This is a genomic window from Streptomyces hyderabadensis, from assembly GCF_020404845.1.
GTDB classification, from domain to species: Bacteria; Actinomycetota; Actinomycetes; order Streptomycetales; family Streptomycetaceae; genus Streptomyces; species Streptomyces hyderabadensis.
Genome location: NZ_JAIOJZ010000022.1, coordinates 16,643 through 29,643, shown reverse-complemented (window position 1 = coordinate 29,643; position 13,001 = coordinate 16,643). Strand labels below are relative to the sequence as shown.

The window sequence follows — 13,001 nt, the reverse complement described above, 5'->3', positions numbered from 1 at the left end:
CCACCGGGGCCGCACCGGTACCGGGGCCGGTGCGGCCCTAGTGGTGGAACCCGGTGGCCGCGCCCTTGTCCCGGGTCAGCGGGTGCGGCTGCCGGCGCAGTTCCGGCAGCAGCCGCTCCAGGTCGGCCAGGAGCAGGTCCGCCATGTCGGCCGAGAAGCCGTTGCGGCACACCACCCGCAGCACCGACAGATCCTCGCGGTGCGGCGGGAAGGTGTACGCGGGCACCAGCCAGCCGCCCTCCCGCAGCCGCCGGGACACGTCGAAGACGTCGTACGCCGTCACGTCGTCCGCCGTCGTGAAGGCGAACACCGGCAGCTGGTCGCCGCGGGTCAGCAGCCGGAAGTCGCCGAGCGCCGCCACCCGCCGGGCGACCGAGCCCGCGATGTCCCGCGCGTTCTGCTGCACGGCCCGGTAACCCTCGCGGCCCAGCCGCAGGAAGGTGTAGTACTGCGCCGCCACCTGCGCGCCCGGCCGGGAGAAGTTCAGCGCGAAGGTCGGCATGTCGCCGCCGAGGTAGTTCACCCGGAACACCAGCTCCTCCGGAAGGGCCTCGGCGTCCCGCCACAGCGCCCAGCCGACCCCGGGGTAGACCAGGCCGTACTTGTGTCCGGAGGTGTTGATCGAGGCGACCCTCGGCAGCCGGAAGTCCCACACCAGGTCCTCGTCGAGGAAGGGCGCGACCATGCCGCCGGAGGCCCCGTCGACGTGCACCGGTACGTCGAGTCCGGTCCGCTCCTGGAGGGCGTCCAGGGCGGCGCACAGCTCGGCGACCGGCTCGTAGGAGCCGTCGAAGGTGGAGCCCAGGATGCCGACGACCCCGATGGTGTTCTCGTCGCACAGCTCGGCGGCGGCCTGCGGGTCCAGGTGGAAGCGCTCGCCCTCCATCGGGACCTGGCGGGCCTCCACCTCCCAGAAGTTGCAGAACTTCTCCCAGCAGACCTGGACGTTCACGCCCATCACCAGATTGGGCCGCACGTCCTTCGCCGGGTACCGGTCGGCGTTGCGCAGCGCCCAGCGCCGCTTGAGCGCCATCCCGGCCAGCATGCACGCCTCGCTCGACCCGGTCGTCGAGCAGCCCACGGCCGCCGACGGGTCGGGCGCGTGCCACAGGTCGGCGAGCATCGCCACGCAGCGCCGCTCCAGCTCGGCGGTGCGAGGGTACTCGTCCTTGTCGATCATGTTCTTGTCCCGGCACTCGCTCATCAGCACCCCGGCCTGCGGCTCCATCCAGGTGGTGACGAAGGTGGCCAGGTTCAGCCGCGCGTTGCCGTCCAGCATCAGCTCGTCGTGGACCAGGCGGTACGCGGTCTCCGGCGGCAGGGGAGAGTCCGGGAGGCGGTGTGTGGGCGGGGCCTCGGTCATGCCGCCGAGGGGGTCCGCCGTGGCGTAGAAGGGGTTCACGGCGTGCCTGCGCCGGTCCCGGTCGTCGTCCCGCGGGGGGTGGGGCCCGTGGTGCAGAGGCATAAGACCGACGGTAGGCCGGGGCCCCGGACCCCGCACCCGGACGGGTCCCGGGCCGGCCCGAGCCGTTACCGGCTTGCACCTCACGTCACGTGAGGAGGCAGCGTGAAGGGCGTCAGAGAAAGGAGCGGAAGTGAGCTACTCCGTGGGACAGGTGGCCGGCTTCGCCGGAGTGACGGTGCGCACCCTGCACCACTACGACGACATCGGCCTGCTCGTACCCAGCGAGCGCAGCCACGCGGGCCACCGGCGCTACAGCGACGCCGACCTCGACCGGCTGCAGCAGATCCTGTTCTACCGGGAGCTGGGCTTCCCGCTCGACGAGGTCGCCGCCCTGCTCGACGACCCGGCCGCGGACCCGCGCGCGCACCTGCGCCGCCAGCACGAGCTGCTGACCGCCCGGATCGAGAAGCTGCAGAAGATGGCGGCGGCCGTGGAGCACGCCATGGAGGCACGCAGCATGGGAATCAACCTCACGCCCGAGGAGAAGTTCGAGGTCTTCGGCGACTTCGACCCCGACCAGTACGAGGAGGAGGTCAGGGAACGCTGGGGCGACACCGACGCCTACCGCCAGTCGAAGGAGAAGACGGCCTCGTACACCAAGGAGGACTGGCAGCGCCTCCAGGACGAGGCCGACGAGCTGACCCGGCGCTTCGTCGCCCTGATGGAGGCCGGTGAGCCCGCCGACTCCGAGGGGGCCATGGACGCCGCCGAGGACCACCGGCGGGGCATCGCCCGCAACCACTACGACTGCGGGTACGAGATGCACACCTGCCTGGGCGAGATGTACGTCTCGGACGAACGTTTCACGCGGAACATCGACGCCGCCAAGCCGGGCCTCGCCGCCTACATGCGCGACGCGATCCTCGCCAACGCCGTCCGGCACACCTCCTGAGCGTCGGGCTGCGGGCCCCGGCGGCCGCCGTATTCTTCACTTCCCATGGTTCTCAGGTTTCCCCGGGGTACGTCACAGCGCGCCCCGGGGCACCCCGTGGAACCTGGGACACCGCGGCTGCGTTGTACGTTTGGGCAGCCAGGTCCCGCCCGCCTCCCCCCAGCAGCAGGAGCCACATCCCGTGACCACCCTTGCGCTCGGTCCCGAGTGGATCAGCCCGGACTATCTGATCGAGACGTTCAGTCTGCCCGGCATCCTGCTCATCGTCTTCGCCGAGTCAGGACTCTTCGCGTTCCTGCCCGGCGACTCGCTGCTGTTCACCGCGGGCCTGTTCGTCGCCCAGGGCGAGTACATCAGCCAGCCGCTGTGGCTGGTGTGCACCCTGATCGTGGCCGCCGCCGTCCTCGGCGACCAAGTCGGTTACATGATCGGCAAGTTCTTCGGCCCGAAGCTCTTCAGCCGCCCCAACTCCAAGCTCTTCAAACAGGAGAACCTGGAGAAGGCGCACGAGTTCATGGAGAAGTACGGCCCCAAGGCGATCGTCCTGGCCCGCTTCGTGCCCATCGTGCGCACCTTCGCCCCCATCGTGGCGGGCGCCGGCCGCATGAAGTACCGCACCTTCCTCACGTACAACGTGATCGGCGGTGTGGCCTGGGGCACCGGCGTCACCCTCGCGGGCTACTGGCTCGGCCAGATCGAGTTCATCCGGACCAACGTCGAGGCCATCCTCGTCCTGATCGTCCTGGTGTCGGTCGTCCCGATCGCCATCGAGTACCTGCGCGAGCGCAAGAAGAAGCAGCGCGCCGCCGCGGCCGCCCCCGCGGCCCCGGCGCCCCAGCAGCACCAGCCCGCCTACCCGGTGATGGACGACGCCACCACCCAGCTCCGCCGGGTGGACCCGTACGACCAGCCGCAGCAGCAGTACGACCAGCAGTACGACCAGCAGTACGACCAGGGCTACGGCAGCCAGCCGCCCTACGGCGGCCAGCAGTCCCCGCAGCAGCCGTACGCCCAGCAGTACCCGCAGGGCTACGGCGACCAGGCCCAGCAGTACGGCGACCAGTACCCGTACAACCAGGGCCGCTAGAAGCCCCGCGTCCGCTTGGCCGCCCGGCGTCCCGCCGCACTCGCGGCGCCGGGCACCTTGAGGAACAGCCGGGAGATCTCCCCGCCCAGGTTCACCCCGATCGCGATGGCCATCGCCAGCGCCACCGCGTTGGACAGCGACAGCAGCCCCGAGTCGACCTCGCCCTGCGCGATGCCCAGCAGCCCGAAGTACGTCGCCGAACCGGGCAGCAGCGGCCCGATCGCCGCGGTCGTGTACGGCAGCGCCGACGCGAACCGGTACCGGGACATCAGCTGCCCGAACAGCCCCACCAGCCCCGCCGCGGCGGCCGTGGAGGCCACCGGCGAGATGTCGCCGGCGTAGTGCATGGCGCCGTACACGCACCAGGCGATGCCGCCGTTCAGGGTGACCGCCAGGACGGTGGCCCTCTCCTGCTGGAGCAGGATCGCGAAGGCCAGCGACAGCAGCATCGAGGCGAAGATCTGCACGAACGGTTCGTCACCGGTGCCGAGCTTGGCGTCCGGATTCAGCTCGGCACCCAGCTGGACCCCGAAGTACAGCACCACCAGCACCCCGGCGACGATGCTGACGAAGAAGTACATGACCTCCAGCAGACGTGCGGCGGCGGTGATGTAGAACCCGGTGAGACCGTCCTGCACCCCCGCCACCAGCGCCCGCCCGGGCAGCAGCGCGAACAGCCCACCGGTGATGACCGCGGACGCCTTCACGTCGACGTGCGTCACCGTCAGCACGACGCCCATCGCGGCGGGCGGCATCGCCGCCACCGCGAACTGGTAGAACTCCGGCAGCCCGCGCCCGGCGCACAGCCACGCCAGCCGGTCGCCGAGCATCGAGCCGAACATCGCCGCGAAGAACACGGTCAGCCCGCCGCCGACGAGCAGCGAGGCCCCGCCCGCGAGCAGCCCGCTCGCCATGGTCAGCACCCAGGTGGGGTACGGGTGCCGGTTGCGGCGGATCTCCGCGAGGCGCCGGTAGGCCTCCTCCAGGGAGATGTTCGTGTCGGGGTCGCTGAGGTCGTCCACCAGGTGGAAGACGGCCGCGAGCCGGGTGTAGTCGGTGCCGCGGCGGCGTACCGTGCGCGACGCCGTCACCGGGTCGTCGACCAGCGACGGCTGGTGGGAGATCGACAGCAGCGTGAAGGTGACGTTCGGCTCGCAGCGGTCCAGGCCGTAGGAGCGGCAGACGGCGAACATGGCCGCCTCCACGTCCTCGGCGCCCTCGCCGCCCGCCAGCAGCAGCTCCCCGATGCGCAGCGTCAGGTCCAGCACGCGCGGCACGGCGGGGCCGGTCTCGTCGTCGTGCTTCTGCGAGGGCTCCGGCGCGGGCCGCTCGGCCACCGGCATCCGCAGCATGGCGCGCATCCGGTCCTGCCAGGGCACGTCCGTCAGGTTCACCGCCGGGAAGCCGCTCGCCGGGGTGAAGGCGGTCGGCGCCGTCCAGGCGCTGTGGGTGCTCGGCATGGAGAACGCCGAGCCCTCGCTGTCGGCGGGCGCGGCCGCCGGCGCCTCCAGACCGTCGGGGAGCGCGAACTCCGAGGTCGTCTCCGACTCGGTACCGGCGTGTCGCGGGACGGCGAGCCCCTGCGGGATCTCGAACTCGGACGTCGTCGACGACTCGCCGTCGATCGACGCCGCGATGCCGCTGGGCTGCCGGAAGGCACTTCGGGCCTCGTCAGACTGCGGCTTGGGCTCCTCCGCCTCCGTCACCTGCGCAACGCTCCCTGGTACGAACTCACCCTCCTCCTGACCTCAGTATGGTCACTCAAACGCAAACGGGCCGCACGCGTGTGCGTGCGGCCCGTTACGGGAGACCGGACTGCTCAGTGGCCGCCCTGGTCCTTGAAACGCTTGTAGGACCGCTCGATCTCGGCCTCGGCGTCGGCGCGGCCGACCCAGTCGGCGCCCTCGACGGACTTGCCGGGCTCCAGGTCCTTGTAGACCTCGAAGAAGTGCTGGATCTCCAGGCGGTCGAACTCCGAGACGTGGTGGATGTCACGCAGGTGCTCCACGCGCGGGTCGGTCGACGGCACGCACAGCAGCTTGTCGTCGCCGCCGGCCTCGTCCGTCATCCGGAACATGCCGATCGCGCGGCAGCGGATGAGGCAGCCCGGGAAGGTCGGCTCGTCCAGGATGACCAGCGCGTCCAGCGGGTCGCCGTCCTCGCCGAGGGTGTTCTCGACGAAGCCGTAGTCGGTCGGGTAGGCGGTCGAGGTGAACAGGCGGCGGTCCAGGCGGATACGACCGGTCTCGTGGTCCACCTCGTACTTGTTCCGCGAACCCTTCGGGATCTCGATCGTGACGTCGAACTCCACCGGACGCTCCTCCATGATCAGCACATAGTTCTGGTGGTTAAGTGTCCCTCACGCAGGTGTGTGATCGCGAAAGGGGCTGGTGACGGTGCCGGAGCTGAGGCCTTGGCGGGCCGCGGGACCGCACGTGGCGCGGGCCGCGAGTGCCGTTCGTCCCCGTCTGGCACGCTTCGCCCGGACCGCCGGACCGCGGATCGCGCGGTTCGCACGGGCCACGGCGCCGCAGCTCGCCCGGATCACGCGCTCGAAGACCTGGCAGTACACCGCCGGTGCCGCCACCGCCGGGCTGGCACTGGCCGCCGGTGTGGTGACCGCCGCCGGCCCCTGGGACTCCACGGGTCAGCGTACGGCCGAGCGGGACCGGGCCGTCGCCCTGGAGCACACGGGTGGCGCAGATCACGGCCGCGGATCCGGGGCCTCCGGTACGTCGTCCGGTTCGCCCCGTCCCGCGCCCAGCGCCGGCCCCGTACTGACCGGCCTGGGCGGCACCACCACCCCGGGCGGCGTCAAGGCCGCACCCGGCACCGCGGACCTCGCGGACCTCCTCGACCCCCTGCTCAAGGACGACCCCGCGCTCGGCGAGCACCGCGCGGCCTCCGTCGTCGACCTCACCACCGGCAAGCGTCTGTACGGCCTCGACGGCGGTGCCCCCCGCACGCCCGCCTCCACCACCAAGATCGCCACTGCCGTCGCCGCCCTCACCGCCCTCGGCCCCGACCACCGCCTCACCACCCGCACCGCCCTGGAGGCCGACACCGGCGAACTCGTCCTGGTCGGCGGCGGCGACCCCACCCTCACCGCGCGCAAGGACGCCCGCGGCCTCGCCAGCCTGCGCACCCTCGCCGAGCGGACCGCCGCCGCCCTGAAGAAGCGGGACGTGCGCAAGGTGACGCTGTCGTACGACACGACGCTCTACGCCGGTACGGAAATGCACCCGATCGGGGTCAACGAGAACCTCGCCCGCGTCACCGCCCTGATGACCGACGAGGGCCGCACCGACGACTCCACCAGCGGCCCCGCCCCCCGCGTGCCCGACCCGGCCGCCGACGCCGCCCGCACCTTCGCGGGCTTCCTGAAGCAGCACGGCGTCACCGCCTCGCCCCCCGGCCCCTCCAAGGCCACCGCCCGCGCCGACACCCTCGCCACGGTCTCCTCGCCCCCGCTGTCGGCCCTGGTCGAGCGGATGCTCACCAACAGCGACAACGACCTCGCCGAGGCCCTGGCCCGCCACACCGCCGTGGCGACCGGCAAACGCGCCGACTTCGCCGGGGCGGGCGCCGCGGTCACGGCCCGCCTCGAACAGCTCGGCCTGCCGGTGCGCGGTGCCCGGTTCCACGACGGAAGCGGCCTGGACCGCACCGACCTGATCAGCGCCGACCTGCTCACCGCCCTGCTTGCCGAGGCGGCCGACCCCGCCCGCCCGCAGCTGCGCACGGTGCTCACCGGTCTGCCCGTCGCCCACTTCACCGGCACCCTGGCCGGCCGTTACACGGACGGAGCAGCGGGCCTGGTCCGCGCCAAGACCGGCACCCTCACCGGCGTGAACACCCTCGCCGGCACGGTCACCACCCCCGACGGCCGCATCCTGGCCTTCGCCTTCCTGGCCAACGCCACGACGGACCCGTGGACGGCCCAGACGACCCTGGACCGCGCGGCAACGGCACTGGCGACCCCGTAGCTGCGGGCTCGCTGCCGCCGGCTGCCGTGGGAGTCGTGCCGCGTAGCTGCGGGCAGTCGTGCCTCCCCCAGTGCCTGAACGGCCTGGGAGGTACCCCAGGCGGCACGGGTGGGCGCGGCGGCACCGCAACGCGGGGTGCCAAGGCAACGGACCTCGCCCCGGCCGACCTGGTACCCGGCACCCACCCCCCGCACGACTGCCCCCCAGCGGCAGCGCTCCCGTACCGTTGACCCATGACGAGCATCGGCGCAAATTCCGGCATGGTCGACTGGAACCTCGCGGTGGCGACCGCGACCCGGCTCGTACGGCCGGGCCCCGAGGTGAGCCGCGACGAGGCCAGGGCCGTCGTCGCGGAGCTCCGCCGCCATGCGAAGTCCTCGGAGGAGCACGTCCGCGGCTTCACCCGGATGGGCACCGAGGAGACCCACGACACCCCCGTCCTGGTGGTCGACCGTCCCGGCTGGGTGCGGGCCAACGTCGCCGGGTTCCGGGAGATCCTCAAGCCCCTGCTGGAGAAGATGCAGGAGCGGCGCGGCGGCGGCGCGGGCAACGCGGTCCTCGGCGCCGTCGGCGGCAAGGTCACCGGCGTGGAGCTGGGCATGCTGCTGTCGTTCCTGTCCTCCCGAGTCCTCGGCCAGTACGAGACCTTCGCCCCCGCCACCCGCGAACTGCCCGCCGGCGCGAACGGCGGCGGCCGGCTGCTCCTGGTCGCGCCGAACATCGTGCACGTCGAGCGCGAACTCGACGTGGAGCCCCACGACTTCCGCCTGTGGGTGACCCTGCACGAGGAGACGCACCGCACGCAGTTCACCGCCGTGCCCTGGCTGCGTGACCACCTGGAGGGCGAAATCCAGTCGTTCCTGGCCGAGACCGACGTGGACCCCATGACCGTGCTCGAACGCGTCCGCGAGGCCGCCCAGTCCCTGGCCGGGGGCCGTCCCGAGGCGGAGGAGGACGACGGCGGGCGCTCGCTCGTGGAGCTGGTGCAGACCCCGGCCCAGCGCGAGGTGCTCGGCCGCCTCACCGCCGTCATGTCCCTCCTGGAGGGGCACGCCGACTTCGTGATGGACGGCGTCGGACCCGCGGTCGTACCGAGCGTCGGGGAGATCCGGGAGAAGTTCCAGCAGCGTCGCGCCAAGGGCGCCTCCCGCCTCGACATGGCGCTGCGCAAGCTGCTCGGCCTGGACGCCAAGCTCCGCCAGTACCGGGACGGCGAACGGTTCGTACGGGCCGTCGTCGAGGAGTGCGGCATGGACGGCTTCAACCGCGTCTGGACCTCGCCCAACACGCTCCCCACCAAGTCGGAGATCGCCAAACCGGCGGACTGGATCGCGCGGGTGCACCGGAAGCCGGAGGCGTGAGCCGCGCGGGCGGGGCGTGAAACGATTCCGGCCGACGGCAGGCGAACGACCCTCCAATCACCCGTCCGAGGGACCGTGAGCCTCCGGCAGGCGTGCGATGCTCGGGGAACGGCCCGTTTCTGTCACCATCTACACACTCTGCGTGACTGAACCTCGGGCTCACCCCCCGACAACTTCATGAAGGGCACCGGACATGGGTCCCCATCCTGCGGTCGCGGCGATACGCCTGGCGGTCCGCCGCGTCCTCCACGACATCCTCACCGAACTGAACACTCCGGCCGGCGTCCCCGCCGCGACGGCCGTCGAGCGTACGCCCGAGCGCCCGCCCGGACTCCCGGCGGCACCGCTCGTGCTCGTGGCGTGCTCCGGCGGCGCCGACTCCATGGCGCTCGCCTCCGCCCTGGCCTTCGAGGCCCCCCGCCTCGGCGTCCGGGCCGGCGGGGTCACCGTCGACCACGGCCTGCAGAGCGGCTCCGACCTGCGCGCCGAAGAGGTCGTCCTGCGCCTGCGCGAGCTGGGCCTCGACCCCGTCGAGGCCACCGCCGTGACCGTCGGCCGCGAGGGCGGCCCGGAAGCCGCCGCCCGCGACGCGCGCTACGCCGCGCTGGACGCCGCCGCCGCCCGGCACGGGGCCGCCGCCGTCCTGCTCGGCCACACCCGCGACGACCAGGCCGAGACCGTCCTGCTGGGCCTCGCCCGCGGCTCCGGCATCCGCTCCCTGTCGGGCATGGCCGCGGTCTCGGGGGCCGGCGGCCGTTACCGGCGCCCCTTCCTCCAGGTCGACCGCCAGACCGCCCGCAAGGCCTGCATGGTCCAGTCCCTGCCCGTCTGGGACGACCCCCACAACGCCGACCCCGCCTACACCCGCTCCCGGCTGCGCCACGAGGGCCTGCCCGCCCTGGAGAAGGCCCTCGGCAAGGGCGTCGTCGAGGCCCTCGCCCGGACGGCCCAGCTCTCCCGGGACGACGCCGACGCCCTCGACACCTGGGCCCGCCAGGCCGAGGCCGGCGTCCGCGACGCCACCGGCGGACTGGAGTGCGCCAAGTTGTACGCCCTGCCGCCCGCCGTGCGCCGCCGGATCCTGCGCCGCGCCGCCCTGGAGGCCGGTGCCCCCGGCGGTGCCCTGTTCGCCCGCCACATCGAGGAAGTCGACCGGCTGATCACCGGCTGGCGCGGTCAGGGGGCCATCAACCTCCCCGGCAAAGTCGTCGCCCGGCGGCAGGGTGGCAGACTGGTGATTCGGCAAGGCTGAATCCGGACCCTCCCACCGATCCGCACGCGGATCGCCGGGGCGCTCCGGAGTGGCCGGTGGGACGACCGAAAGTGATGCGGGTGGACGCGAACGACATGGGTGCCGACCTCGAGAAGGTACTCATCACCAAGGAAGAGATCGACGCGAAGCTGGCCGAGCTGGCCGCGAAGATCGACGCGGAGTACGCGGGCAAGGACCTGCTCATCGTCGGCGTCCTCAAGGGCGCCGTGATGGTCATGGCCGACCTGGCGCGCACGCTGTCCACCCCCGTCACGATGGACTGGATGGCGGTGTCCTCGTACGGCGCGGGCACCCAGTCCTCCGGTGTGGTGCGGATCCTCAAGGACCTCGACACCGACATCAAGGGCCGCCACGTCCTGATCGTCGAGGACATCATCGACTCCGGCCTGACCCTGTCCTGGCTGATCTCCAACCTCGGCTCGCGCGAGCCCGCCTCCCTCAAGGTGTGCACGCTGCTGCGCAAGCCCGACGCCGCGAAGGTCGCCATCGACGTGGAGTGGGTCGGCTTCGACATCCCCAACGAGTTCGTCGTCGGCTACGGCCTCGACTACGCGGAGAAGTACCGCAACCTGCCGTTCGTCGGTACGCTCGCGCCCCACGTGTACGGCGGGTGACGCGGGCCTGTAACGGGCTTCACGGTGTTTGGGCGGGCCACCCGGGAACCCCTCGGGCCGCCGCGCCGTTGGAGCATGCAGACGGGACGTCGGCCCGCCCGTGCGGCTGGAGGCCGCCACGCTGGGGTACCGTCAGAAGAACTGTCTTATCAAACTCACTATGGCAGGAGGGACGGGGCGACACCGCTCCGTGTGGATGGACGTGAAGCGATACTTCCGTGGGCCAATCATGTGGATCGTGCTGGCCGTCCTTGCCGTGGTCGTGTTGATGCAGGTCGTGGGCTCGTCCGGTGGCTACAAGACGGTGGACACGGGCCAGGTCGTCCAGGCGATCAACGACAACAAGGTCGAGTCGGCCAAGCTGACCACCGGTGACGAGCAGACCATCAAGGTCCAGCTCAAGGACGGTCAGAAGGTCGAGGGCAGCTCGAAGATCCAGGCGAGCTACATCGGCGACCAGGGCGTCGACATCGCCAACACCCTTCAGAACAAGTACCAGGACAAGCAGATCTCCGACGGCTACACCGTGTCGCCGTCGAAGCAGAACCCGTTCGTCGGGATCCTGCTCTCGCTGCTCCCGTTCGTCCTCATCGTGGTCGTCTTCCTGTTCCTGATGAATCAGATGCAGGGCGGCGGCTCCCGGGTCATGAACTTCGGCAAGTCGAAGGCGAAGCTCATCACCAAGGACACCCCGAAGACGACGTTCTCCGACGTCGCCGGGTCGGACGAGGCCGTCGAGGAGCTCCACGAGATCAAGGAGTTCCTCCAGGAGCCGGCCAAGTTCCAGGCCGTCGGCGCCAAGATCCCCAAGGGTGTGCTGCTGTACGGCCCGCCCGGCACCGGCAAGACCCTGCTCGCGCGTGCCGTCGCGGGCGAGGCGGGCGTGCCGTTCTACTCGATCTCCGGTTCCGACTTCGTCGAGATGTTCGTCGGTGTCGGTGCCTCCCGGGTGCGCGACCTGTTCGAGCAGGCCAAGGCGAACGCCCCGGCCATCGTCTTCGTCGACGAGATCGACGCGGTCGGCCGCCACCGCGGCGCCGGTCTCGGCGGCGGTCACGACGAGCGCGAGCAGACGCTGAACCAGCTGCTCGTCGAGATGGACGGCTTCGACGTCAAGGGCGGCGTGATCCTCATCGCCGCGACCAACCGGCCCGACATCCTCGACCCGGCGCTGCTGCGCCCCGGCCGTTTCGACCGGCAGATCGCCGTCGACCGCCCGGACATGCAGGGCCGTCTGGAGATCCTCAAGGTCCACCAGAAGGGCAAGCCGGTCGCCCCGGACGTCGACCTGTCGGCCGTCGCCCGCCGCACCCCCGGCATGACCGGTGCCGATCTGGCCAACGTGCTGAACGAGGCCGCCCTGCTGACGGCCCGCAGCGACCAGAAGCTGATCGACAACCACATGCTGGACGAGGCGATCGACCGCGTGGTCGCGGGCCCGCAGAAGCGGACCCGGATCATGTCGGACAAGGAGAAGAAGATCACCGCGTACCACGAGGGCGGTCACGCCCTGGTCGCGGCGGCCTCGCCGAACTCCGACCCGGTCCACAAGATCACCATCCTGTCCAGAGGCCGGGCCCTCGGCTACACGATGGTGCTCCCGGACGAGGACAAGTACTCGACCACGCGCAACGAGATGCTCGACCAGCTCGCCTACATGCTGGGCGGCCGCGCGGCCGAGGAGCTGGTCTTCCACGACCCGACGACCGGCGCCGCCAACGACATCGAGAAGGCCACCGGTCTGGCCCGTGCGATGGTCACGCAGTACGGCATGACCGAGCGCCTGGGCGCCATCAAGTTCGGCGGCGACAACAGCGAGCCGTTCCTCGGACGTGAGATGGCTCACCAGCGCGACTACTCGGAAGAGGTCGCCGCGCTGGTCGACGAGGAGGTCAAGAAGCTCATCGAGACGGCGCACAACGAGGCCTGGGAGATCCTGGTCGAGAACCGCGACGTCCTCGACAACCTCGTCCTCGCGCTGCTGGAGAAGGAGACGCTGGGCAAGGAGGAGATCGCCGAGATCTTCTCCCAGATCGTCAAGCGCCCCTCCCGGCCCGCCTGGACCGGTTCCTCCCGCCGTACGCCCTCGACGCGTCCGCCGGTGCTCTCCCCCAAGGAGCTGGCACTGACGAACGGGGCGAACGGCGCGACGGCGGCGATCTCCACCGCCAAGAGCACCACGGTGGAGCCCGCCCCGGCACCGGAGCGAGCGCCGGAGGACCGCCCGGAGAGCTGACCGCGGCCCGGAATGTATGCCGCGCCCCCCAGGTTCTAGCCTTGGGGGGTGCGGCATTTTCGTATGCCGTCGCAGGACGGATCAGGA

The 13,001-nt window shown here is 71.3% G+C and carries 10 protein-coding genes; 7 read left to right on the top strand and 3 right to left on the bottom strand.

The window, feature by feature from the left end; all coding sequences use genetic code 11:
* Nucleotides 1-37: 37 nt before the first annotated feature.
* Nucleotides 38-1,465, bottom strand: coding sequence for a glutamate decarboxylase (gene gad, locus K7854_RS18605; protein WP_226027654.1), 1,428 nt, complete (start codon nucleotides 1,463-1,465; stop codon nucleotides 38-40).
* 130 nt (nucleotides 1,466-1,595) lie between these two features.
* Here gad and K7854_RS18600 point away from each other — a divergent pair, with 130 nt between their 5' ends.
* Nucleotides 1,596-2,357: a MerR family transcriptional regulator gene (locus K7854_RS18600; RefSeq protein ID WP_226027653.1), complete on the top strand. Its 762-nt coding sequence runs from the start codon at nucleotides 1,596-1,598 to the stop codon at nucleotides 2,355-2,357.
* A gap of 181 nt (nucleotides 2,358-2,538) precedes the next feature.
* A complete protein-coding gene (locus K7854_RS18595; RefSeq protein ID WP_226027652.1) occupies nucleotides 2,539-3,444 on the top strand; it encodes a DedA family protein in 906 nt (301 codons plus the stop codon).
* Here the strand turns inward: K7854_RS18595 and K7854_RS18590 are convergent.
* Together K7854_RS18590 and K7854_RS18585 are read right to left on the bottom strand one after the other, a co-directional pair.
* Nucleotides 3,441-5,150 (bottom strand): threonine/serine exporter family protein, encoded by a 1,710-nt coding sequence (locus K7854_RS18590; protein WP_226027651.1) that lies wholly within the window; start codon nucleotides 5,148-5,150, stop codon nucleotides 3,441-3,443. The two genes, K7854_RS18595 and K7854_RS18590, sit on opposite strands and share 4 nt — an antisense overlap.
* Nucleotides 5,151-5,263: 113 nt before the next feature.
* A complete protein-coding gene (locus K7854_RS18585) occupies nucleotides 5,264-5,755 on the bottom strand; it encodes an inorganic diphosphatase (protein ID WP_030404996.1) in 492 nt (163 codons plus the stop codon).
* Between the two features lie 79 nt (nucleotides 5,756-5,834).
* Here K7854_RS18585 and dacB point away from each other — a divergent pair, with 79 nt between their 5' ends.
* The 5 genes from dacB to ftsH all read left to right on the top strand — a co-directional run bounded on the left by dacB (nucleotide 5,835) and on the right by ftsH (nucleotide 12,914).
* On the top strand, nucleotides 5,835-7,430 hold the full coding sequence (gene dacB, locus K7854_RS18580; protein WP_226027650.1) for a D-alanyl-D-alanine carboxypeptidase/D-alanyl-D-alanine endopeptidase: 1,596 nt from the start codon (nucleotides 5,835-5,837) through the stop codon (nucleotides 7,428-7,430).
* A 233-nt stretch (nucleotides 7,431-7,663) separates the two neighbouring features.
* Complete coding sequence (locus tag K7854_RS18575; RefSeq protein ID WP_226027649.1) at nucleotides 7,664-8,791, top strand: Rv3626c family coenzyme F420 biosynthesis-associated protein; 1,128 nt, start codon at nucleotides 7,664-7,666, stop codon at nucleotides 8,789-8,791.
* A gap of 193 nt (nucleotides 8,792-8,984) precedes the next feature.
* Nucleotides 8,985-10,043 carry a tRNA lysidine(34) synthetase TilS gene (gene tilS, locus K7854_RS18570; RefSeq protein WP_226027648.1) on the top strand — a complete coding sequence of 353 codons (1,059 nt, stop codon included), beginning with the start codon at nucleotides 8,985-8,987 and terminating at the stop codon, nucleotides 10,041-10,043.
* A gap of 95 nt (nucleotides 10,044-10,138) precedes the next feature.
* Nucleotides 10,139-10,678 (top strand): hypoxanthine phosphoribosyltransferase, encoded by a 540-nt coding sequence (gene hpt, locus K7854_RS18565; RefSeq protein ID WP_226027733.1) that lies wholly within the window; start codon nucleotides 10,139-10,141, stop codon nucleotides 10,676-10,678.
* A gap of 196 nt (nucleotides 10,679-10,874) precedes the next feature.
* Entirely contained in the window at nucleotides 10,875-12,914 is a 2,040-nt protein-coding gene (gene ftsH, locus K7854_RS18560) for an ATP-dependent zinc metalloprotease FtsH (protein ID WP_226027647.1), read from the top strand.
* The last annotated feature ends 87 nt before the right edge of the window (nucleotides 12,915-13,001 follow it).

Excerpts from the sequence above, each read along its gene's own strand:
- gad (WP_226027654.1), bottom strand. The coding sequence starts at position 1,465 with ATGCCTCTGCACCACGGGCCCCACCCCCCGCGGGACGACGACCGGGAC.
- K7854_RS18575 (WP_226027649.1), top strand. The coding sequence starts at position 7,664 with ATGACGAGCATCGGCGCAAATTCCGGCATGGTCGACTGGAACCTCGCG.
- tilS (WP_226027648.1), top strand. The coding sequence starts at position 8,985 with ATGGGTCCCCATCCTGCGGTCGCGGCGATACGCCTGGCGGTCCGCCGC.
- hpt (WP_226027733.1), top strand. The coding sequence starts at position 10,139 with ATGGGTGCCGACCTCGAGAAGGTACTCATCACCAAGGAAGAGATCGAC.
- ftsH (WP_226027647.1), top strand. The coding sequence starts at position 10,875 with ATGGACGTGAAGCGATACTTCCGTGGGCCAATCATGTGGATCGTGCTG.